We start from the raw sequence: 22,315 nt of genomic DNA on the forward strand, positions 1-22,315 counted from the left end.
TGGTCCGGGCGGCCGCGGCGGTGCTCCCGGCCGGGGCGGTGCCCCGGGCCGGGGCGGTGCCGGTGCCGGCGCCGGCGCCGGTGCTCCCGGTCGTGGCGGTCCCGGTGGCTTCGGCCCCGGCGGAGGCGGTCGACCCGGCGGCGGTGGTCGCCCCGGCGGTCGTGGCCAGACCCAGGGTGCCTTCGGTCGCCCCGGTGGCCCGTCGCGCCGCGGTCGCAAGTCCAAGCGGGCGCGTCGTCAGGAGTTCGAGGCCATGCAGGCCCCGACCATCGGCGGCGTGCGCGTCCGCAAGGGCGACGGCGAGACCGTCCGCCTGGCGCGCGGCGCGTCCCTGACCGACTTCGCCGAGAAGATCGGCGTCGACGCCGCGTCGCTGGTGCAGATGCTGTTCTCGCTCGGCGAGATGGTCACTGCGACCGAGTCGGTCAACGACGAGACCCTCGAGCTGCTCGGTGAGGAGCTCAACTACGTCGTGCAGGTCGTGTCCCCGGAGGACGAGGACCGCGAGCTGCTCGAGTCGTTCGACCTGGAGTTCGGCGAGGACGAGGGCGACGAGTCCGACCTCGTCGTGCGTCCGCCGGTCGTGACCGTCATGGGTCACGTCGACCACGGAAAGACCAAGCTCCTCGACGCGCTGCGCAACGCCAACGTCGTCGACAAGGAGGCCGGCGGCATCACCCAGCACATCGGTGCCTACCAGGTCGCGACCGAGGTCGACGAGCAGGAGCGTCGCATCACGTTCATCGACACCCCGGGTCACGAGGCGTTCACCGCCATGCGTGCCCGTGGTGCCCAGGCCACCGACATCGCGATCCTCGTGGTGGCGGCGGACGACGGCGTGATGCCGCAGACCGTCGAGGCGCTCAACCACGCCAAGGCGGCCGACGTGCCGATCGTGGTCGCGGTCAACAAGATCGACAAGCCGGAGGCGGACCCGACCAAGGTCCGTGGCCAGCTGACCGAGTACGGCCTGGTCCCCGAGGAGTACGGCGGCGACGCGATGTTCGTCGACGTCTCCGCGAAGTCCGAGCTCAACCTCGACAAGCTGCTCGAGGCCGTCGTGCTCACCGCCGACGCGTCGCTCGACCTCCGGGCCAACCCGAACCAGGACGCCCAGGGCCTCGTGGTCGAGGCGCACCTCGACCGCGGCCGTGGCCCGGTGGCGACCGTCCTGGTGCAGCGCGGCACGCTCCGCGTCGGCGACTCGATCGTCGCCGGTCCGGCCCACGGCCGGGTCCGGGCGATGCTCGACGAGTACGGCAACGAGCTCGAGGTCGCCGACCCGTCCCGCCCCGCGATGGTGCTCGGCCTGTCCGCCGTCCCCGGCGCCGGCCAGAACTTCATCGTGGTCGACGACGACCGGATGGCGCGCCAGATCGCCGAGAAGCGCGAGGCGCGTGAGCGTGCGGCCATGCAGGCCAAGCGCCGGGTCCGCCGTACCCTCGAGGACTTCATGGCCTCCATGGAGAAGGGCGAGAGCCAGGAGCTCAACCTCATCCTCAAGGGCGACGTGTCCGGTTCGGTCGAGGCGCTCGAGGACGCCCTGTCCAAGATCGACGTCGGCGACGAGGTCGGCATCCGGGTCATCGACCGCGGTGTCGGTGCGATCACCGAGACCAACGTCGACCTGGCCGCCGCCTCCGACGCGATCATCATCGGCTTCAACGTCCGCCCGCAGGGCAAGGCGACCGAGATGGCCGACAAGGAAGGCGTCGAGATCCGCTACTACTCGGTCATCTACCAGGCGATCGAGGAGATCGAGGCAGCGCTCAAGGGCATGCTCAAGCCGGAGTACGAGGAGGCCGTCCTCGGCCAGGCGGAGATCCGTGCGATCTTCCGCTCCTCGAAGATCGGCAACATCGCCGGCTGCATGGTCACCAGCGGTGTGATCCGGCGCAATGCGAAGGCCCGCCTGATCCGGGACGGCGCGGTCGTGGCCGACAACCTCGACCTGGCCTCGCTGAAGCGGGAGAAGGACGACGCGTCCGAGGTCCGCGAGGGCTTCGAGTGCGGTCTGGTGCTGAAGAACTACCAGGACATCAAGGAAGGCGATGTCGTGGAGTCGTTCGAGATGCGCGAGATCCCGCGGAGCTGATCCGTCTGCTGCGGCCGGGTGTCCCTCAGGGGGCGCCCGGCCGTGGCGTGTCCCTCCGGGGCTCCGCCCCCGGGCCTGCGGGCGCTGCGATCCGGGCGCTGGTGCGGCGCCCGTCGTGGGTGCGGCGCCCGGACCACCGGGTCCGCGCCCTCGTCGCAACCACCCGTTCGCTCGTCCCTCGCTCACGGAGGCCAGGCCCATCCACGCTCCTCGGACCCGGCCCTCCGGTCCGGGCGCCGCACAGGGTCGGGCGCCGGGGGTGCGCCCTCGGGTCCGCTGCCGGGCGGCGGGCGGCGGGCGGTCGGTCGGAGGTCGTCCGGGTGGCCGGCCGACGGGCCGCCAAGACACAGCAACTAGTCTGGCGAGGGATCTCGCCCACACCCTCAGGAGGATGAACATGAGCGGCAACCCGCGGGTGCGGAGGATTGCGGACCGGATCCAGGTGATCGTGGCGGAGATGCTGGAGCGACGGATCAAGGATCCGCGGCTGGGGTTCGTCACCGTGACCGACGTCCGGGTCTCCGGGGACACGCAGCAGGCGACGGTGTTCTACACGGTCTTCGGCGAGCAGGACGCGATGGCCGGGACGGCGGCGGCGCTCGAGTCGGCCAAGGGGCTGATCCGCTCCGAGGTCGGCAAGCAGCTCGGGATGCGGCACGTGCCGACCATCGACTTCGTGCACGACGCGATCCCCGAGAACGCCCGGCATCTCGACGAGGTGCTGGCCAAGGCCAGGGCCAGCGACGAGGCCGTGGCGGCCACCCGCGAGGGGGCGACGTACGCCGGCGAGTCCGACCCGTACCGCAAGCCGCGCGAGGAGCCCGTCGAGGACGACCTCGACGCCGACGCCTGAGGTGGCCGACCGCAGCACCCCGACCGGGCTGGTCGTCGTCGACAAGCCCGGCGGGATGACCTCGCACGACGTCGTGGCCCGGGTGCGCCGGCTGGCCGGCACCCGCAAGGTCGGGCACGCCGGCACGCTCGACCCGATGGCCACCGGCGTGCTGGTGCTCGGGGTCGGCCGGGCCACCCGGCTGCTCGGCCACCTGATGCTCACGGAGAAGGCGTACGACGCGACCGTGCGGCTCGGGATCGCGACCACCACCGACGACGCGGAGGGCGAGACCACCGCGACCGCCGACGCCACCCGCCTCACCGAGGCCGAGGTCCACGAGGCGCTGCGCGCGTTCGTCGGCGACATCGAGCAGGTGCCGACCGCGGTCTCGGCGATCAAGGTCGACGGGAAGCGCGCCTACGCCCGGGTGCGGGCCGGGGAGGACGTCGACCTCCCCGCGCGGCCGGTCACCGTGCACGAGCTCGTGCCCGGCCCGCTGCGGGGCGGGGAGGGCGTCGTCGATCTCGACCTGTCGCTGCGCTGCTCCAGCGGCACCTACGTCCGCGCCATCGCCCGGGACCTCGGGGCCGCGCTCGGCGTCGGCGGGCACCTGACCGCGCTCCGGCGCACCGCGGTGGGCCGCTTCGACCTCACGTCCGCGCACACCCTCGACCAGCTGGCCGACGACTTCGAGGTGCTGCCCATCGCGGAGGCCGCCCGCCGCACCTTCCCGGCCTACGACCTCGACGTGGAGCGGGCGCAGGCCGTCCGCCACGGCCGTCCGCTCGACCTCGAGGTGGCCGCCACGACCGCGGTCTTCGCCCCCGACGGCGAGTTCCTGGCGCTCTACGAGCCGGCCGCCGAGCCCGGCCGGGCGAAGCCGGTCGCCGTCTTCACCGGCTGATCCCGCCTTCCGCGCAGCGCGCCGCCGGATCGGTCTGGACCGGTGACCTCGGCGATGAATCCGCGGAGGATGCTGGGTCGATCCCCTCGACAGGATCCTTTCAGGGTCGTCTCAGGGAAAAATCTGATGCGCCTCGGGGGCGCGCGTTGGGAGGCTTTTCACATGCATCGACAGATCGCCGGAAGGCTGACCGGACCGGTCACCAAGTGGGTCGTTCTCGCGTTCTGGCTCCTCCTGGCCGTGGGCGCCGCGGGGTTCGCGCAGAAGCTGACCGACGTGCAGAACAACGAGGCCTCGTCCTGGCTGCCGGCCAGCGCGGAGTCCACCAAGGCCCTGGAGAAGCTCGAGCCGTTCCAGGACCCCAACCTGATCCCCACGCTGGTGGTCTACGAACGGCCCGGTGGGCTCACGCCGGAGGACATGGCCGCCGCGAAGGCCGACGTGGCGGAGTTCCAGGAGATGGACGGCGTCGAGGGCGAGGTGCTCGGACCCTTCCCGTCCGAGGACGGCGAGGCCATGTCCACGCTGGTCAACTTCAACTTCGGGGCCGACGGCTGGAACGCCATGCCCGACGTGGCCGACGAGCTGCGGCAGATCGCCCCCGAGGGCGACGGGCTCAACGTCCACATCGCCGGTGCCGGCGGCCAGGCGGCCGACGCGGCCGAGGCCTTCGCGGGCATCGACGGGATGCTGCTGATCTCGACGCTCGGCGTGGTCATCCTGATCCTGCTGTTCACCTACCGCAGCCCGGTGCTCTGGATCCTGCCGATCTTCTCGGCCGGCATCGCGCTGTTCTGCGCCGAGGCCCTGATCTACTTCCTCGCGAAGTACGCCGACCTGACCGTGAACGGCCAGAGCCAGGCGATCCTCACGATCCTGGTGATCGGCGCCGGCACCGACTACGCGTTGCTGCTGGTGGCCCGCTACCGCGAGGAGCTCCGGCGGCACGAGGACCGGCACGAGGCGATGGCCTTCGCGCTGCACCGGGCCGCTCCCGCCATCGTGGCCAGCGCCGTGACCGTGATGCTGGGCATGCTCTGCCTGCTGTTCGCGGAGATGAACTCCACCGCCGGCCTCGGCCCGGTGGCCGCGATCGGCATCGCGGTCACGCTGCTCGTGATGATCACGCTGTTGCCGGCGTTGCTGGTGATCTTCGGACGGTGGTTCTTCTGGCCCAAGCGCCCGCTGTTCCGCTCGGAGGAGCCGACCAAGAGCGGCATCTGGGCCAAGATCGGCAACCGCATCTCGATCCGTCCGCGGGCGGTCTGGATCGGCACCACCGCGGCGCTGCTGGTCTGCTGCCTCGGCCTGTTCACGCTGGAGGCCTCGGGCCTGTCCACCGAGGACAGCTACACCAAGGAGTTCGACTCGATCGTCGGCCAGAAGGTGCTCGCCGAGCACGGGCTGGTCGACGAGTCCAACACGGTCCAGGTGGTGGCCAACGAGGACCAGGCCGACGAGGTCCTCGCCGCGATGGAGGGGATCGAAGGTCTCGGTACCCCGCGCGAGCCCCAGTCCGCCGGCGGGGTCACCTTCATCGAGGTGCCGATCCAGGGCGACGCGGCGTCGCAGGCCACCTTCGACGTCATCGAGAACGTCCGGGATGCCGTGCACCAGGTCGACGGGGCGGACGCCCTGGTCGGCGGCTGGTCGGCGGTCTACCTCGACACCAAGATCGCGGCCAACCGGGACAACCTGGTGATCATCCCGATCATCCTGCTGATGGTGTTCCTCATCCTGACCGTGCTGCTGCGGGCCCTCACCGCTCCGCTGCTGCTGCTCGGGACGGTCGTGCTGTCGTTCGGAGCCGCGCTGGGCATCTCCGCGATGCTGTTCAAGTACGTCTTCGACTTCGCCGGGTCCGATCCCTCGTTCCCGTTGTTCGCGTTCGTGTTCCTGGTCGCCCTGGGCATCGACTACAACATCTTCCTGATGACCCGGGTCCGGGAGGAGACGCTGCACCGGGGGACCAGAGCAGGGTCGCTGGTGGCGCTGACCTCGACCGGTGGTGTGATCACCTCGGCCGGCCTGGTGCTCGCGGCGACGTTCCTCGTGCTCGCCACCATCCCGGTGGTGTTCCTGGTCGAGCTCGGGGTGGCCGTGGCCCTCGGCGTCATCCTCGACACGATGATCGTGCGCTCGGTGCTGGTCACCGCGCTCAACCTCGACCTCGGCTCGAAGATCTGGTGGCCGAGCTCCCTCGATCGCGGTGAGAACGTCGTCGCCGCGGACGCGGAGCCGACCGAGGACACCTGGGTGCCGGAGCACATCCGCTGACCGTCCGGCGCGCCGTGCCAGTGGCCCCGTCTCCACGTGAGGCGGGGCCACCGGCGTCCCGGGCGATGTGGGAGGCTGTCCGCCGTGACTGACCCGCAGATCTGGCGATCGGTGGACGAGGTCCCCTCCGACCTGGACCGCACCGTCGTGACCATCGGCAACTTCGACGGCGTGCACCGCGGCCACCAGCACGTCGTACGCCGCTCGCGCGAGGTCGCCGGATCCGACGGCACCGTCGTGGCGGTCACCTTCGACCCGCACCCGATGGCGGTGCTGCGTCCCGAGCACGCCCCGTCGATGCTGACCGGCGTCGACGTCCGGTCCGAGCTGCTCGGCCGGGCCGGCGCCGACGCCGTGCTGGTGCTGCCCTTCGACAAGGCGATGGCCGGCTGGACGCCGGAGGAGTTCATCCAGTGGGTGCTGGTCGACGCGCTGCACGCCCGGGCGGTCGTGGTCGGCGCCAACTTCCGGTTCGGCAACAAGGCCGCTGGTGAGGTGTCCACGCTGCGCGAGGCGGGGGAGCGGCTCGACTTCGTGGTCGACGGGCTCGCGCTCGACGGCGGCCCGCAGGTCTGGTCCTCGACGTACGTCCGGACCTGCCTCGCGGCCGGAGACGTCTCCGGCGCCGCCGAGGCGCTGGGTCGCCCGTTCTCCGTGCGCGGCGTGGTCGTCGAGGGCGACCGGCGCGGCCGCGACCTCGGCTTCCCGACCGCCAACGTGCCCGCGGCCCGCGGTGCGGCGACCCCCGCCGACGGCGTGTACGCCGGCCGGCTGCGGCGCTGCGACACCGGCGAGACCTTCCCGGCGGCGATCTCCGTCGGCACCAACCCGACCTTCAGCGGCGAGCGCGAGCGCCGGGTCGAGTCCTACGTCCTCGACCGCACCGACCTCGAGCTGTACGGCGTGGAGGTCGAGGTCTCCTTCGTCGAGCGGCTGCGCAGCATGGTGCGTTTCGACGGTGTCGACGCCCTGGTGGCGACGATGCACGACGACGTCTCCCGGGCCCGGGCGCTGCTGGCATGAACGCACCCTCCGCGGAGGTGGCGGCCGCCGAGCGGTGGTTCGTCGCGCACGGCCTGCCGTACTTCGTCGACGACGTGCGCGCCCACGTCCACGCCGGGCTGCGCCGGAGCCGGCTCGCGGCCGTCCTGCTGACGGGCCTGCTCGTGGGTGCTGCGGTCGGCGCCGTGGTCGGTGTCCTGGCCGGCGACGTCAGCATCGCCCTCACCGTCGGCAGCCAGGTCCTGATCGCGGTGCTGGTGCTCTACGCGCTCACCACGCTCCGGGCCGGGGCGATCGCGCGCTGGGCGCTCAGGCGGACCTTCGGCAGCCTGGGCCTGTTGTTCCCGCTGGTGACCCGGGCACTGCCGCTGCTGCTGCTCTTCGTCACCTTCCTGTTCATCAACACCGAGGTGTGGCAGGTCTCCGCCGAGCTCGACGGATCGGTGATGTGGCTGACCGTGCTGCTGTTCAGCACGGTCGCGATCGGCTTCCTGCTGGTCCGGCTCCCCGAGGAGATGGAGGTCTTCGACAAGGACCTCGATCCGGAGCGGGTGGTCGCGGGGGTGCGCGGGACGCCGCTCGAGGACGCCGCGACGACGTACGCCGACCGCGGGGACACCGAGGTCGACACCCGGCTTGGCGGGCTCCAGAAGGCCAACCTCGTGCTGGTGCTGCTGATCGCCCAGGCGGTGCAGGTGCTGCTGCTCTCGGTGTCGGTGTTCGGGTTCTTCGTCGTGTTCGGCGTGCTCGCGATGGACCCGACCGTCATCGAGTCCTGGCTCGGCCACCCGCCGCAGGCGGTCCTCGGCGGCAGCGCCCGGCTGAGTCGCGAGCTGGTGCAGGTCTCGGTCTTCCTCGCCGCGTTCTCCGGGCTCTACTTCACCGTCTACGCGGTGACCGACGAGCTCTACCGCAAGCAGTTCTTCACCACCATCGTCCGGGAGCTGGAGCGGGCGGTCAGCGCCCGCGCGGCGTACCGGATGCTCAAGCGCGCCGGCTGAGCGCGCCCCGACCGCCGCGGGGCCCGTCCCGCGGACCGAGGTCCAGAAAGGGGCCAAGGATGCTGAGCAGGCAGCTGACCGGTGCCGTGATGCGGACGCTGGAGCCGTGGCAGGCGGCGGCGTTCGCGACGTACACCGCCGAGCACCGCGACGAGCTGGTCGAGTTCCTCCCGTGGGCGGAGACCGTCGTCGACGAGGACTCCGCACGGGAGTTCCTCCAGCGGTACGCCGACGGGCTGGCCCGCGACGAGCGGCGCCTCTACGGCCTGTACGCCGACGACGGCCGGCTGGTGGGCGGCACCCTGTTCCGGGTCTTCAGCACCGCCGCGTCGATGTGCGAGGTGGGGGTGTGGCTGAGCGCGGAGGCGCGCGGACGCGGGCTGGTCACCGAGGCGGTGCGCGCGATGATCGACTGGGCGATGGACGAGCGCGGCATCAACCGGGTCGAGTGGCACTGCTCGACCACGAACGCCGCGAGCTCCGCCGTGGCCAGGCGACTGGGCATGCGCCTCGAGGGTGTGCACCGCGAGTCGTTCGTGCACCGCGGCCGGGCCGACGACGTCGAGGTCTGGGCGTTGGTGTCCTCCGACCGGACCGCAGCCTGACCTGACCCCGGGACGGCCGGACCCCGGCGTCGCGCCTCGCGCGCGACGCCGGGGTCCGGACCGGTGGCCCGGTCGGTCAGGCGTCGAGGTCCTGCTCGACGAGGCCCGCGATCTTGTCCACGGCTGCCTGGTCGTCGCCGGACACCTCGACTTCTGCGCCGTTGCCGGCACCCAGCGTCATGATGAGCAGCGCCGAGCTGGCGTCCACGCCTTCCTCGCCGGGCAGGGCGATGGTGACCTCCGAGCCGAGCTCGCCGGCGGCCTCCGAGATGATCGCAGCAGGTCGAGCGTGCAGTCCGACGGCCGAGCCGACGACGACGGTCCTGGTGGGCATGTCTCTCCTTCGGGTGGGTGGTGGGGCGGTTGACCCGGCCTCAGACGGTGACGACGTCCTCGTCGCTGGGGCCGATCGACTTGAGCAGGATCACCAGGAACGCGGCCACGAGGACCCCGGCGATCAGGGCGATGAAGAAGCCCAGGATGTTGTGCACGGCGAACAGCACGAAGATGCCGCCGTGCGGTGCCCGCAGGCCCACGTCCATCGCCATGGACAACGCCCCGGTGACCGCGGAGCCGGCCATGATCGAGGGGATGACCCGGATCGGGTCGGCGGCCGCGAACGGGATCGCCCCCTCGGTGATGAACGAGGCGCCCAGCGCCCACGCGGCCTTGCCGTTCTCGCGTTCCGGCGCGTTGAACAGGTGCGGGCGGAGCACGGTGGCCAGGGCCAGCGCCAGGGGCGGGACCATGCCCGCGAGCATCACCGCGGCCATCACCTTGAGCTCCGGCGCGTCGTCCGCGGCGGCCGCAGCCGTGCTGAGTCCCGCGGTGGCGAAGGCATAGGCGACCTTGTTGAGCGGGCCGCCCATGTCGAAGGCCATCATCAGGCCCAGGACCACGCCCAGCAGGACCGCGAGGCCCGGGTCCTCGCTCATCTTGGTCAGGCCGTCCTGGAGGCTCTCCATGAGGTCGCCGAGCGGCTTGGACAGCACCGCGATCATGATGAACCCGCAGATCATCGTGGTGAACAGCGGGATCACGAGCACCGGCATCAGGCCGCGGGCCCAGGGAGCCACCTTGCGCGTGGCGATCCAGTGGGCCACGACGCCGGCCAGGACACCGCCGACGATGCCGCCGAGGAAACCGCTCTGCGGGGTGCCGAAGCCACCGAGGTCGATGGCCAGCGCGCCCATCACGAAGCCCGGTGCGATGCCCGGACGGTCGGCGATGGCGTAGGCGATGTAGCCGGCCAGCGCCGGGACCAGGAACTTGAACGCGGTGGCGCCGAGCGCGAAGAACAGTGCGCCGAGGTAGGCCATCTCGCCCGAGTCGAACAGCGCGTGGTCGAGGCCGAGCTCCTGCACGTCCGGCGGGTTGAACAGGTTGTTGTTGTTGATGATGTCGGCGGCCGGTCCGGTGATCTCGTAGCCGCCGAGCAGGAAGCCGATCGCGATCAGCAGACCGCCGGCGGCGACGAACGGGATCATGTAGGAGACGCCGGTCATCAGCACCCGCCGGGCGCGGGCGCCCCACGACTCGGCGCCGCCGGACTCGCCACCACCGGCCGCGGCCTCGCCCTCGACGCGCGGGGCGCCGGGGTCGTCGGCGTACCGCAGCGCGTCGGCGACCATCCCGGGGCCGTCGTCGATCGCGCGCTTCACGCCGGAGTTCACGACCGGCTTGCCGGCGAACCGGGCCCGGTCACGGACGCCCACGTCGGCGGCGAAGATCACCGCGGCGGCATCGGCGATGGTGTCGCGGCTCAACGGCGTGGAGCCGGCCGACCCCTGGGTCTCGACGTGGATGTCGACGCCGGCGTCGGCGGCGGCCCGCTCGAGCGACTCGGCGGCCATGTAGGTGTGCGCGATGCCGGTCGGGCACGCGGTCACCGCGACCAGGCTGCGTCGCCCCCCGGGCGCGGTGGCGGTGGCCGTGGTGCCCGCGGTCGGAGCGGGCTCGGCCTCCGGAGCTGCGGCGCCGCTGCCGGCGGCCGCCGCGGGCGCCGCGGCGGGAGCCGGTGCCGCGGTGTCGGTGGGGCCGACCACGTCGTTGACCAGGCGCACGACCTCGTCGGCGTCGTCGGCGGCCCGGAGCGCGTCGGTGAACTCCGACTTCACCAGTGCCCGGGCGAGCATGGTCAGTACCTTGAGGTGCGTCGCGTCGCCGCCCGCGGGTGCAGCGATGAGGAACGCCAGGTCGGCGGGGCCGTCCTTGGACCCGAAGTCGACCGGCGGTGAGAGTCGCGCGAAGGCCAGGGTGGGGACGTCGACGGCGGCGGTCCGGCAGTGCGGGATCGCGATGCCGCCGGGCAGCCCGGTCGACGACGTGGCCTCGCGGGCCAGCGCGTCGTCGGTCAGCAGGCCGGCGTCACCGGTCCGGCCGGCGCCGGCCACCACGTCGGCGAGGGCCCGGATCACCTCGTTCTTGTCCGATCCGAGCGCAGCGTCGAGGCGAACCAGGTCGCGCGTGATCATCTCGGTCATGCAACACCTCCAGGGGAGAGGTCGAGCGGACGCACCGAGACCAGGTCCGGGTGGGTCTGCGAGGGGTTGGGGACGGTCGTCCCGGCGAGCCCGACGGCGGCACTGCCGTAGGCGACGCCCAAGGCCAGCCGTTCGGGGGCCGAGCCGCCCCGGACGTCGCCGAGGAGGTAGCCGAACAGGCTGGAGTCGCCGGCACCGACGGTGCTGACGACGTTCGTGGGGGGAGCGGCGGCGTGCCAGGCTCCCTCGGCGGTGACCAGCACCGCGCCGTTGCCGCCGAGCGTGGCCAGCACCGCGCCGACGCCCTTCTCGACCAGCGTCGCTGCGGCTGCCGCGGCCGCCTCGGGATCGGCCTCGAGCCGGGCGGTGTCGCCTCCGGTGAAGGAGGCGAGCTCCTCGGCGTTGGGCTTCATGAGGTCGGGGGCGGCGTCGGGCAGAGCCGCGACCACGGCGGACAGCGGCCCCTCGCTGGTGTCGAGCGCGATGTGCGTGGAGGTACGTCGCAGCGCGCGCACCAGGTCGGCGTACCAGTCGACGGGGGCGCCGGGCGGCAGCGACCCCGCGAGCACCACCCAGCGGGCGTCGTCGGCGTGCTGGAGCAGGCCGGCCTCGAGAGCGGCCAGCGACGCGGCGGTGGCCACCGCGCCGGGGGTGTTGAGCTTGGTGGTGGTGCCGTCGGGTTCGGTGACGGTCAGGTTGACCCGGACGTCGCCGGTGGGCGGCTCGGGCTGGACGTGGACCCCGGCCGCGATCAGCTCGTGCACGAACGGGTCGTCGGGTGCCGCGGGCAGCACCGCCACGGTGGGCAGGCCGGCCGCGACCGCGGCCCGGGAGATGTTGACCCCCTTGCCGCCGGCCTGGTCGAGGATCGCGGTGACCCGGTGCACGGCCCCCCGGACCAGCGGCTCGGCCAGGTCGATCGTGCGGTCGATGCTCGGGTTGGGCGTCAGCGTGAGGATCATGCCACCACCACCTCCAGTCCGGCGGACTCGAAGGCCTTGCGGTCGGCCGCCGTGATCTCGTCGTCGGTGACCAGCACGTCCACCTCGTCGAGCTCGGCGAACCGGACCGTGCGCTCGAGCCCGATCTTGGTCGCGTCGGCGAGCACCACGACCTGCTGGGCGGACTCGACCATGGCCCGCTTGGTCGCCGCCTCGTCCCGGTCGGGCGTGGAGAGCCCGTGGCCGAGCGAGATGCCGTTGGTGCCCATGAAGGCGATGTCGACCCGCAGCGCCGAGAGCGCCTGCACGGTCTCGATGCCGACCGCCGCCTGCGTGGTGCGACGGACCCGGCCGGGCAGCAGGTGCAGGTCGACCTGGGGGTACGACGCCAGTCGGGCGGCGAGCGGCACCGCGTGGGTGACGACCGTCAGCTCGAGCTCGCGGGGGAGCCGGTCGACCAGACGGGCGGTCGTGCTGCCGGCGTCGACGAGCACGGTCGCACCGGAGGCCGGCAGGAGGTCGACCGCGCGGGCCGCGATCCGGTCCTTCTGCTCGGTGTTGGCCGCGTCGCGGTCCTTGAGCCCGGTCTCGACCATGGTCAGCGTGTCGACCGGGACCGCCCCGCCGTGGACGCGCCGCAGGAGTCGTAGTCTCTCCAGCGCGGACAGGTCGCGGCGGACGGTCTCGGTGGTCACGTCGAAGCGTTGGGCGAGGTCCACGACCGACACCCGGCCGCGTCGACCGACCAGCTCGGCGATCGCCTGCTGGCGCTCCTCCGCGTACATGACACCTCCGGGTGGCCGAGAGCGAAATCTGCGTTCGTGTTGTTTTATGCCCGAATGTGTTGACTGTCAAGGGGGGTCTCGGGTTATTTTGTGAACATGGTCACGTCCACAGACTCCGTCACGAACTCTGTCGCACCGAGCACGGTGCAGGGAACCCCCGTGGTTCCCGGTCTCGCCCACGGGCCCGCGCTGATCGTCCGGGGCGAGGTCGACCCGGCCGCGATCGAGCGTTTCGGGAACGGTGACTTCGCCGACGCCGACGCCGCGCTCGCGGCGTACGACGACGCCGCCGAGGCGGTCGCCACCGGGTTCACCCGCACTGCCGCCCGGGCCTCGGGCGCGGCCACCGAGGTGCTCACCGCGAGCGCCGGGCTGGCCCGCGACAAGGGCCTGCGCTCGGCGGTCCGCAAGGAGCTCAACGCCGGCACCGGCCTGGTCGGGGCCGTGCAGGCCGCCGTCGAGCAGTTCGTCGGGCTGTTCACCAACATGGGCGGGCTGATGGCCGAGCGGGCCACCGACCTGCGCGACATCGAGCGCCGCGTGGTCGCGCACGTGGTCGGCGAGCCACAGCCCGGCGTCCCCACCCCCGAGCAGCCCTCGGTGCTGGTCGCCGAGGACCTCGCGCCCTCCGACACCGCCGTGCTCGACCCGGGGCTCGTGCTCGGCCTGGTGACCGAGAAGGGCGGACCGACCAGCCACACTGCGATCATCGCCCGCCAGCTCGGTCTGCCCTGCATCGTCGGTGCCGGCGGTGCGATGGCGATCCCGGCCGGCTCCCGCGTCCTCCTCGACGGCACCACCGGCCTGGTCGAGGTCGACCCCGACGAGCGCGACGCCGCCCGCCGGGTGGCCCGCGACATCGAGGAGCGGGCGGTGCTGGACGCGTGGACCGGTCCGGCCGCCACCGCCGACGGCACGCCCGTCAAGCTGCTGGCCAACGTCGCCGACGGCAAGTCCGCAGCGATCGCCGCCTCCGGACCGGTCGGGGGCGTCGGCCTGCTCCGCACCGAGCTCAGCTTCCTCAACCGGCAGGACGAGCCGTCGGTCGACGAGCAGACGGACATCTACGCCGCCGTGCTCGAGGCCTTCGGCGAGGGCCAGTACGTCGTCGTCCGCACGCTCGACGCCGGCTCCGACAAGCCGATCGCGTTCGCGACCAAGGAGCACGAGGAGAACCCCGCGCTCGGCGTGCGCGGGCTCCGGCTCTCCTTCGACAACCCGGGGCTGCTCGACCGGCAGCTCGACGCGATCGCGCAGGCCGCCGAGCGGACCGGCACCGAGACCTGGGTGATGGCGCCGATGGTGGCCACCGTCGACGAGGCCCGCGACTTCGCAGATCGGGTGCGCGAGCGCGGGCTCAAGGCCGGGATCATGATCGAGGTGCCGAGTGCGGCCCTGCTCGCCGACCGGATGCTCGAGGTCGTCGACTTCCTCTCGATCGGCACCAACGACCTCAGCCAGTACACGATGGCCGCCGACCGGATGGCCACCGACCTCGCCCACCTCACCGACGCCTGGCAGCCCGCCGTGCTGCAGCTGATCTCGATGACCGCCCGGGCCGGGCAGCGGGTCGGGAAGTCGGTCGGGGTGTGCGGCGAGGCCGCCGCCGACCCGATGCTGGCCACGGTGCTGATCGGCATGGGCATCACGTCGCTGTCGATGGCGTCGGCCGCGGTCCGGCCGGTGGGTGCGAAGCTGTCGGCGGCCACGCTCGAGACCTGCCGCCGGGCGGCGGAGGCGGCGCTGGCCGCGGCCGACCCGCTGGCGGCCCGGGCCGCGGTGCGCGACGTGCTCGAGGGCTGAGGGGCGTCCGGTCAGGCGTCGAGCCAGGCCAGCACCGCCAGCACCCGCCGGTTGTCGTCCGCGGCGATCGGCAGGTCGAGCTTGGTGAAGATGCTGTTGGTGTGCTTGGCGACCGCCTTCTCCGAGACGTGCAGGCCGGCCGCGATCGCCGCGTTGGAGCGCCCCTCGGCCATCAGCGCCAGCACCTCGCGCTCCCGTGGCGAGAGCCGGTCGACCGGGTGCTCGCGACGCCGGCTCATCAGTGTCGCCACCACCTCGGGGTCGAGCACCGTGCCGCCCCCGGCCACCCGGCGTACGCCGTCGACGAAGTCGGACACGTCCGAGACCCGGTCCTTGAGCAGGTAGCCGACCGCCCCGTCGCCGCTGGCGAGCAGCTCGCGGGCGTAGAGCTGCTCGACGTACTGCGAGAGCACCATGACCGGGAAGCCCGGGCGCGCGGCCCGGGCCGCGATCGCCGCCCGCAGCCCCTCGTCCGTGAACGTCGGGGGCAGGCGTACGTCGACCACGGCGGCCTCCACGTCGGGCTCGGCCAGCGCCCGCTCCAGGGAGGGGGCGTTGTCGACCGCGGCGGCGATCGTGAAGCCGTGCGACTCCAGCAGCCGGATCAGGCCGTCCCGGAGGAGGGCGTGGTCTTCGGCGAGGACAAGGCGCACGGGATCTCCAGCGTCACGATGGTCGGGCCCCGGTCGGGGCTGGACACCATCATCGTGCCGTCGAACGCCGACAGGCGCCGCATGACACCCCGCATGCCGGTCCCGGCCGCGGGGTCCGCCCCGCCGCGGCCGTCGTCGCCGATCACGGCGGTGAGCACGCCGTCGGTGTGGGAGAGCCGGACCCACGCCTGCCCGGCGCCCGAGTGCCTGCCGACGTTGGCCAGGCACTCGGCGACCGCGAAGTAGACCGCGGACTCGACCGGTGCCGGGGGCCGACCCCGGAGCCGGGCATCGACGTCCACGGGGATCGCCATGTCCAGTGCCAGGGCGGTGACCGCCCCGGTGAGCCCGCGGTCGGCCAGCACCGGCGGGTGGATGCCCCGCACCACCGAGCGCAGCTCGCCGAGCGCGGCACCGGTCGTGGACCGCGCCTCGGCGATCAGCCTCCGCGCCGCCTCCGGGTCGCTGGCCACCAGCTCGTCGGCCATGCCGAGGTTCATGCCCAGCGCCACCAGGCGGGCCTGGGCGCCGTCGTGGAGGTCGCGCTCGATGCGGCGCAGCTCGGCCGCGGAGTGGTCGACGGTCTCGGCCCGGCTCTCGGTCAGCACCTGCACCCGCTGCTCGAGCTGCTCGGTCCGGCCCGGCACCAGCAGGACCCGGTCGATCCGGGCCCGGATCCGCATGATCGGCTCCACGCCGTACCACCAGAGGACGCCGGTGACGACCAGGATCAGCAGCAGCACCACGACCAGCGAGATGACGAAGCCGAACGTCGCGGTCCAGAGCAGCCAGCCGGCGTCGCGCCACGTCATCGGGTCGACCGCCCAGCCGCGCAGCCGGGCCAGCGGACCGCCCGGCGGGTCGGGCCGGTACGGCGACACCGCCGGCTCGCCGAGGGTGCGGGCCGCCATCCGGCGGTGCAGCCCGGCCGTCCAGCGGGTGGCCGGCACGGTCAGCAGCAGGAGCCCGATGCCGATCCAGACGATCACCAGAACGCCGCCGACGAACGAGAACACGAACAGCAGCACCGCCGGGACCGCGAGCAGCACCTGGGTCGCGGCGTACCCGGTCAGCCGGAGCCGGCCGGGCGCAGTCGCGACCGTGGCGGCGGGGGCCGCGGCGCCGGCGGGCAACGCCAGGCCGGAGGCGGACTCGGACGAGCTGGTCATACCTCCATCCTGACCCACCCGGGGTGTCCTGACAGTGGACCTGGGTCCACCCTCGACTGGGTCCTGGCACTCCTGTGGAACCGGCGCGCGCTCACGAGGCTGACGGAGGAGGAAGTCTCGCCGTCATCGACAGGAGCAAGGACATGACCCTGCACAACCCCGTCTCCGGGTTCGCCACCCGGACCGCACGCTGGAGCGCCGTCCACCCGTGGCGGGCCATCCTCGGCTGGCTGGCGCTGGTCGCGGTGGCGGTCGGGCTGGCGATCGCGGTGCCGACCGAACAGACCCGCGACGCCGACTACCGGCTGGGAGAGTCCGGCCGCGCCGACGCGATGGTCCACGAGGCCGGCCTCGACCGGCCCGACACCGAGAACGTGCTCATCACCGCCCCCGACGGCGAGCAGGTCGACCGGGCCGACGCCGAGGGGGCGGCCGCCGCGGTCCGCGAGGACATGCGGTCCGTCGACGGCGTGACGGCCGTCGCCGAGCCGCAATGGAACGCCGACGGCACCGCGTTGCTGGTCGCCGTGCAGCTGGCGCGCGACCACGACGACGTACAACCACTGCTCGACGTCACCGACCACGTGCGGTCCACGCACCCGGATCTCCTGGTCGCGCAGGCCGGTGAGCTCTCCCTCGACGAGGGCGTGAACAAGCAGGTCGAGGACGACCTCGCCTCCGCCGAGGGGATCAGCCTCCCGGTGACGCTGGTCCTCATGCTCCTTGCGTTCGGCGCCCTGGTCGCCGCCGGCATCCCGGTGCTGCTCGCGGTGTCCAGCGTCGTCGTCACCATCGGCCTCACCGCGCCGCTGTCCCACCTCGTCCACGCCGAGCCCACCGTCAGCAGCATGATCGTGCTGATCGGCATGGCGGTCGGGGTCGACTACTCGCTCTTCTACCTCAAGCGCGAGCGCGAGGAACGGGCCGCCGGGCACAGCACCCTCGACGCCGTCCAGATCGCCGCCGAGACCTCCGGGCACTCGATCCTGGTCTCCGGCGGCGCCGTGATCGCCTCGATGGCCGGGCTCTACGTGATGGGTGGCGCGACCTTCAACTCGCTGGCCACCGGCGCGATCCTCGTCGTCGCGGTCGCCGTGCTCGGCTCGATCACCGTGCTCCCGGCCCTGCTGGCCCGGCTCGGGCGCTGGGCGGACCGCCCGCGGGTGCCGCTGCTGTGGCGGCTCAACCGGCGGATCGGGCGCGGTGGCCTCAGCGCGCGGATCCTGGCCCCCGTGGTCCGGCGCCCGCTCGCGTCCCTCGTGGCCGCGTCGTTCGTCCTGGTCGCGCTCTGCCTGCCGGCGCTGGGGATGAAGATGCACTCCTCCACGCTGGAGACCCTGCCCACCTCGATCCCCGAGGTGCAGACCATGCAGAGGCTGACCGACGCGTTCCCGGTCGAGGGCTCCTCCGCCGAGCTCGTGGTCCGGGCCCCCGCCTCCGAGCGCGAGGCGGTCGGGGCGGCGCTGGCCGACCTGCAGGCCAACGCGCTGGGCACCGGTTCGTTCGTCGACGCCGGGCCGGAGCCGGTCCGGGTCTCCGCGGACGGCCGCACCAGCGTGCTCACCCTGGCCATGCCGTACGACGAGTCCGACGGCCGCGTCGACACCGCCGTCGAGCGGCTGCGCAGCGACCTCGCGCCGGCGGCGTTCGACGGCGACGCCGGCGACGTCGGCGTCGTCGAGTGGGCGGTCGGCGGGGGAGCGGCCGACTCGCTCGACTACGCGAACCACCAGCGCGAGCGGCTGCCGCTCGTGATCGGGTTCGTGCTGCTGCTGACCCTGGTGATGATGGTGGTCGCCTTCCACAGCGTGGTGCTCGCGGTGATCTCGACCGTGCTCAACCTGGTGTCGGTCGGCGTCGCGTTCGGCATCCTGGCGCTGGTCTTCCAGCACGGCTGGTTCAGCGCGTCGCTCGACTTCACCAGCCCGGGCTTCGTGATCGACTGGATCCCGCTGTTCGTGCTGGTGGTGCTGGTCGGGCTGTCGATGGACTACCACGTGTTCGTGCTCAGCCGGGTGCGCGAGCACCTCGGTCGCGGGCTGCCCGCGAGGCTCGCGGTCCGGCAGGGTGTCGCCGACACCGCCGGCGTGGTGACCAGCGCGGCCGCGGTCATGGTCTCGGTGTTCGCGATCTTCGCGAGCCTGAGCATGCTCGAGATGAAGATGATGGGCGTCGGCCTCTCGGCGGCGATCCTCATCGACGCCACGCTGATCCGGCTGGTGGTGCTGCCGGCGGTCCTGGTGCTGCTGGGGGAGCGGGCCTGGTGGCCCGGCCGGCCGACGCCGCCCCGGGGGCAGGTGGTCGAGCAGGACGCGGCGTACGACCTGGCCCGGGCCTGAGTCAGCCCGCCGCCGCGACCGTCACGGGAACGCCGCTCAGCGCGGCGTTCCCGCTGACGTCGAGCAGCTCGGGGTCGGTCAGGTCGTTGATGGAGACGCCGGGCACGTCGGTGGCCCGCCCCAGGAGCACGCCGGGGCGGGCGTGGCCGTAACCGTGGGGGAGGCTGACCACGCCGCGCATCATGTCGTCGGTGGCGGCCACCTCCACGGCGACCGTGCCGACCCGCGACGTGACCGCGACGGTGCTCCCGTCCGCCAGCCCGCGCTCGGCGAGGTCCTCGGGGTGCATGAGCAGCTGGTGCCGCGGACGGCCGCGGGTGAGCCGCTCGGAGTTGTGCATCCAGGAGTTGCAGTCCTGCTTGTGCCGACGGCCGATCAGCAGCAGCTCCCCGTTCTCGGGGGCGGCTACCTCGTCGAGTCGGGCCAGGTCGTCGAGCACCAGCCCCGGGGCGAGGTCGATCTGCTTGTCCTTCGTGTGCAGGGCGGCCGGCAGCCGGCCGGCCTGCAACGGGCCGAGGTCGACGCCCTCCGGGTGCTCCCGGAGCTGCTTCATGGTCACGCCGCTACGCCCCCGGCGCAGCAGCAGGCCGACGATGACGGTGGGGCTGACGGTCAGCCGGGCCCGGCGGAACAGCCGCCTGCGGAGCGACCCGTGCTTCGGCAGCCGGGCCGCGGTGCGCAGCGCGATCTCGCGGTAGATCTGCCAGTCGTGCCGGGCGTCCTCGGCCTTCGGGAGCACCGCGGGCGTGAACCGGGCGGTGTTGCGGACGGCGAGCGTGTGGAGCACCAGGTCGTAGTGGTCGCGCTCGAGGGCCGTGGTCGGCGGGAGGATCACGTCGGCGTGCCGGGTGGTCTCGTTGACGTAGATGTCGACCGCGGCCATGAAGTCGAGCCCGGCCAGCGCGGTGTCGAGGCGGGCGCCGTCGGGGGTGGAGAGCACCGGGTTGCCGGCGACCGTGAGCATCGCCCGGATCTGCCCGTCGCCCGGGGTCTCGATCTCCTCGCGCAGCACCGCCACCGGGAGCTCGCCGGCGGTCTCGGGCAGCCCGCGCACCCGGCTGCGCCAGACGTCGTGGTGGCCGCGGCCGATGAGGCCGGTGCCGACGACGTCGATCGCGGGGGAGGTGAACATCGCGCCGCCCACCCGGTCGAGGTTGCCCGAGAGCACGTTGAGCAGGGTGAGCGCCCACTGGCTGACCGAGCCGAACCGGTGCGTCGAGACGCCGACCCGGCCGTACGCGACGGCCCCGTCGGCGGCGGCGTACTCCCGGGTCACGCGGCGGATCTCCTCCGCCGGGACCCCGCTGTGCCGCTCGGCGCGCTCGGGGGTGAACGGGCGCACCGCCTCCTCGACCGCCGCCAGGCCGCGGGAGTACGCCGGCGCGGAGGCCAGGCCGCCGTCGATCAGCACGTGCACCATCGCGAGCAGCACGAACGCGTCCGAGCCGGGCCGGACGAAGTGGTGCTCGGTGGCGACCTTGGCGGTCTCGGTGCGCCGCGGGTCGAAGACCACCATCCGGCCGCCCCGGGCCTTGAGGTCGCGGAGCCGGTTGGGGAAGTCGGGGGCGGTCATCAGCGAGCCGTTGGAGGCCATCGGGTTGCCCCCGAAGACCAGGAAGTACGACGTGCGGTCGATGTCGGGGACCGGCAGGAACAGCTGGTGCCCGAACATCAGGTGCGCGATCAGCTGGTGGGGGAGCTGGTCGACCGAGGTGGCGCTGAACCGGTTGCGGGTGCGGAACGACTTCACCATCGCGATGCCGTGCGTCATCGAGCCGAGCGAGTGCGCGTTGGGGTTGCCGAGGTAGATGCCCAGCGCGTTGGCGCCGTGCTGGCGGACCACCGTCGCGATGCCGTCGGCGACGAGGTCGAACGCCTCGTCCCAGCCGATCTCGGTCCAGGTGTCGCCGTCGCGCCGGACCGGGCGACGCAGCCGGTCGGGGTCGGCGTGGATGTCGGCGATCGCGACGCCCTTGGGACAGATGTGCCCCCGGGACAAGGGGTCCGCGGGGTTGCCCCGCACGCCGGTCACCCGGCCGTCCTCGAGGGTGAGCTCGAGGCCGCAGATGGCCTCGCAGAGGTTGCAGACGCCGATGCGCTTCTCCACCCCGGCATCCTCGCACCCTTCGGCGACACGATCACGGAGAGAATTGTCTAGTGAATCGATAGTGTTATGGTCCTTGGCATGCCCGCCACCCGCCGTACCTTCCTCGCCGGGGCCGTGACCGCCGGCGCCGTCGCCGCAGTCGGAGTGCCGGTCGGGCCCACCGTCGGCCGTGCGGTCGCCGGCGCACCGGCCATCCGCAAGCCGCTGCCGCCGGCCTGGTTCACCGACTTCGGCACCAACGCCGAGATGCGGTGGGACTCGGTCTCGCGGCACGCCTACCGGACCCAGCAGCCCCGGCTCTTCGTCCGGAACCACACCGTCACCCCGACCATCGACCGCGACACCTGGCGGCTGCGGGTCTTCGGCACCGGCCTCGTCGAGCCGCGGGCGGAGTCCGAGGCGCTGACTCTGTCGTACGCCGACCTGCGCCGGCTCCCGCTCACCCGGCTCACCGCCACCCACGAGTGCACCGGCAACGGTCGCTCCTTCTTCGCCACCCAGCAGGGCACGCCCGCCGCGGGCACCGCGTGGACCCTCGGCGCGGTCGGTGCCGTGACCTGGGAGGGTGTGTGGCTGCGCGACGTGCTGCGCCGGGTCGGCATCGCACCCGACGCGGTGTCGATCCAGGCTGCCGGGCTCGACCCCGACTACGTCACCGGCGGCGTGAGCTACGGAGCGGTCCGCCGGCCGTTCCCGGTCGCCAAGGCGCTCGACGACGCCCTGCTCGCCTGGGGCATGAACGACGAGCCGCTGCTGCCCGACCACGGCTACCCGGTCCGGCTCGTCCTGCCCGGGTGGGTCGGCATCGCCAGCATCAAGTGGCTCGGGTCGCTGGAGGTCGCCGACACCGAGCTCACCTCGCCGTGGAACACGAAGTGGTACCGCATGACCGGCGGCGCGTACCCGGCCGACAGCCCGCCGCTGACCGTCAACCCGGTCCGCTCGGCCTGGGAGCTGCCGTGGGACGCGTCGGTGCCTGCCGGCCGCCGGGTCGTCCTCAACGGCCGATCCTGGAGCGGCGCGGCCCCGGTCACCCGGGTCGACGTGAGCGCCGACGGCGGCACCACCTGGCGGCCGGCCGAGATCTTCCGCCGGGGGCTGCGCGACGCGTGGACCCAGTGGAGCCACACCTGGGAGCGCCCGGCGAAGGGGTCGCACACGCTGCTGGCCCGCGCCACGGATGCCGCCGGGCGCACCCAGCCCCTCGTGACGCCGTACAACGACAACGGCTACTTCTTCGACGCCGTCGTCCGCCACCCCGTCACCGTCACCTGACCGACCCCGCCGAGGTGCCCGGTCTTGCTGGTCGAGGTGCC

At 72.9% G+C, this 22,315-nt stretch carries 17 protein-coding genes; 10 read left to right on the forward strand and 7 right to left on the reverse strand.

What is annotated here, in order from left to right:
• From infB to EKO23_RS22540, 7 genes are all read left to right on the forward strand, one after another.
• Positions 1 to 2,095 (forward strand): translation initiation factor IF-2 (infB, locus tag EKO23_RS22510; protein WP_134720731.1); only part of this gene is annotated, 2,095 nt, incomplete at its 5' end.
• 391 nt (positions 2,096 to 2,486) lie between these two features.
• Positions 2,487 to 2,948, forward strand: coding sequence for a 30S ribosome-binding factor RbfA (gene rbfA / locus EKO23_RS22515; protein ID WP_217702762.1), 462 nt, complete (start codon positions 2,487 to 2,489; stop codon positions 2,946 to 2,948).
• A gap of 1 nt (position 2,949) precedes the next feature.
• A complete protein-coding gene (truB, locus tag EKO23_RS22520) occupies positions 2,950 to 3,834 on the forward strand; it encodes a tRNA pseudouridine(55) synthase TruB (protein ID WP_134720733.1) in 885 nt (294 codons plus the stop codon).
• 162 nt (positions 3,835 to 3,996) lie between these two features.
• Positions 3,997 to 6,111 carry an MMPL family transporter gene (locus tag EKO23_RS22525; protein ID WP_134720734.1) on the forward strand — a complete coding sequence of 705 codons (2,115 nt, stop codon included), beginning with the start codon at positions 3,997 to 3,999 and terminating at the stop codon, positions 6,109 to 6,111.
• Positions 6,112 to 6,195: 84 nt separating this feature from the next.
• Positions 6,196 to 7,134, forward strand: a complete 939-nt coding sequence (locus EKO23_RS22530; RefSeq protein WP_246051251.1) for a bifunctional riboflavin kinase/FAD synthetase — start codon at positions 6,196 to 6,198, stop codon at positions 7,132 to 7,134.
• Positions 7,131 to 8,114, forward strand: a complete 984-nt coding sequence (locus EKO23_RS22535) for a hypothetical protein (RefSeq protein ID WP_134720735.1) — start codon at positions 7,131 to 7,133, stop codon at positions 8,112 to 8,114. Before EKO23_RS22530 ends, EKO23_RS22535 begins: the two co-directional genes overlap by 4 nt.
• Positions 8,115 to 8,173: 59 nt before the next feature.
• Complete coding sequence (locus tag EKO23_RS22540) at positions 8,174 to 8,719, forward strand: GNAT family N-acetyltransferase (RefSeq protein ID WP_134720736.1); 546 nt, start codon at positions 8,174 to 8,176, stop codon at positions 8,717 to 8,719.
• Between the two features lie 76 nt (positions 8,720 to 8,795).
• Here the strand turns inward: EKO23_RS22540 and EKO23_RS22545 are convergent, their stop codons facing one another.
• Genes EKO23_RS22545 through EKO23_RS22560 form a run of 4 tightly spaced genes read right to left on the reverse strand, consistent with a single transcriptional unit; the run spans position 8,796 to position 12,928 of the window.
• Positions 8,796 to 9,053 carry an HPr family phosphocarrier protein gene (locus EKO23_RS22545; RefSeq protein ID WP_134720737.1) on the reverse strand — a complete coding sequence of 86 codons (258 nt, stop codon included), beginning with the start codon at positions 9,051 to 9,053 and terminating at the stop codon, positions 8,796 to 8,798.
• 40 nt (positions 9,054 to 9,093) lie between these two features.
• Entirely contained in the window at positions 9,094 to 11,202 is a 2,109-nt protein-coding gene (locus EKO23_RS22550) for a PTS fructose transporter subunit IIABC (protein WP_134720738.1), read from the reverse strand.
• A complete protein-coding gene (locus EKO23_RS22555) occupies positions 11,199 to 12,164 on the reverse strand; it encodes a 1-phosphofructokinase family hexose kinase (protein WP_134720739.1) in 966 nt (321 codons plus the stop codon). Before EKO23_RS22555 ends, EKO23_RS22550 begins: the two co-directional genes overlap by 4 nt.
• Complete coding sequence (locus tag EKO23_RS22560; RefSeq protein WP_134720740.1) at positions 12,161 to 12,928, reverse strand: DeoR/GlpR family DNA-binding transcription regulator; 768 nt, start codon at positions 12,926 to 12,928, stop codon at positions 12,161 to 12,163. Before EKO23_RS22560 ends, EKO23_RS22555 begins: the two co-directional genes overlap by 4 nt.
• 159 nt (positions 12,929 to 13,087) lie before the next feature.
• Between EKO23_RS22560 and ptsP the strand changes: the two genes are divergently transcribed.
• Positions 13,088 to 14,731: a phosphoenolpyruvate--protein phosphotransferase gene (ptsP, locus tag EKO23_RS22565; protein WP_246051252.1), complete on the forward strand. Its 1,644-nt coding sequence runs from the start codon at positions 13,088 to 13,090 to the stop codon at positions 14,729 to 14,731.
• Positions 14,732 to 14,742: 11 nt separating this feature from the next.
• Here the strand turns inward: ptsP and EKO23_RS22570 are convergent, their stop codons facing one another.
• Together EKO23_RS22570 and EKO23_RS22575 are read right to left on the reverse strand one after the other, a co-directional pair.
• Complete coding sequence (locus tag EKO23_RS22570; RefSeq protein WP_134720742.1) at positions 14,743 to 15,384, reverse strand: LuxR C-terminal-related transcriptional regulator; 642 nt, start codon at positions 15,382 to 15,384, stop codon at positions 14,743 to 14,745.
• Positions 15,336 to 16,553, reverse strand: coding sequence for a sensor histidine kinase (locus EKO23_RS22575; protein ID WP_134720743.1), 1,218 nt, complete (start codon positions 16,551 to 16,553; stop codon positions 15,336 to 15,338). Before EKO23_RS22575 ends, EKO23_RS22570 begins: the two co-directional genes overlap by 49 nt.
• Before the next feature lie 143 nt (positions 16,554 to 16,696).
• Between EKO23_RS22575 and EKO23_RS22580 the strand changes: the two genes are divergently transcribed.
• Entirely contained in the window at positions 16,697 to 18,892 is a 2,196-nt protein-coding gene (locus EKO23_RS22580) for an MMPL family transporter (RefSeq protein WP_134720744.1), read from the forward strand.
• Between the two features lies 1 nt (position 18,893).
• Here EKO23_RS22580 and EKO23_RS22585 read toward each other — a convergent pair whose 3' ends face one another.
• Positions 18,894 to 20,999: a molybdopterin-dependent oxidoreductase gene (locus tag EKO23_RS22585; protein ID WP_134720745.1), complete on the reverse strand. Its 2,106-nt coding sequence runs from the start codon at positions 20,997 to 20,999 to the stop codon at positions 18,894 to 18,896.
• Positions 21,000 to 21,077: 78 nt separating this feature from the next.
• Between EKO23_RS22585 and EKO23_RS22590 the strand changes: the two genes are divergently transcribed.
• Positions 21,078 to 22,274 carry a sulfite oxidase gene (locus tag EKO23_RS22590; protein ID WP_217702763.1) on the forward strand — a complete coding sequence of 399 codons (1,197 nt, stop codon included), beginning with the start codon at positions 21,078 to 21,080 and terminating at the stop codon, positions 22,272 to 22,274.
• Positions 22,275 to 22,315 lie beyond the last annotated feature (41 nt).

Origin of the sequence: Nocardioides guangzhouensis (genome assembly GCF_004519545.1) — a bacterium.
GTDB classification, from domain to species: domain Bacteria; phylum Actinomycetota; class Actinomycetes; order Propionibacteriales; family Nocardioidaceae; genus Nocardioides; species Nocardioides guangzhouensis.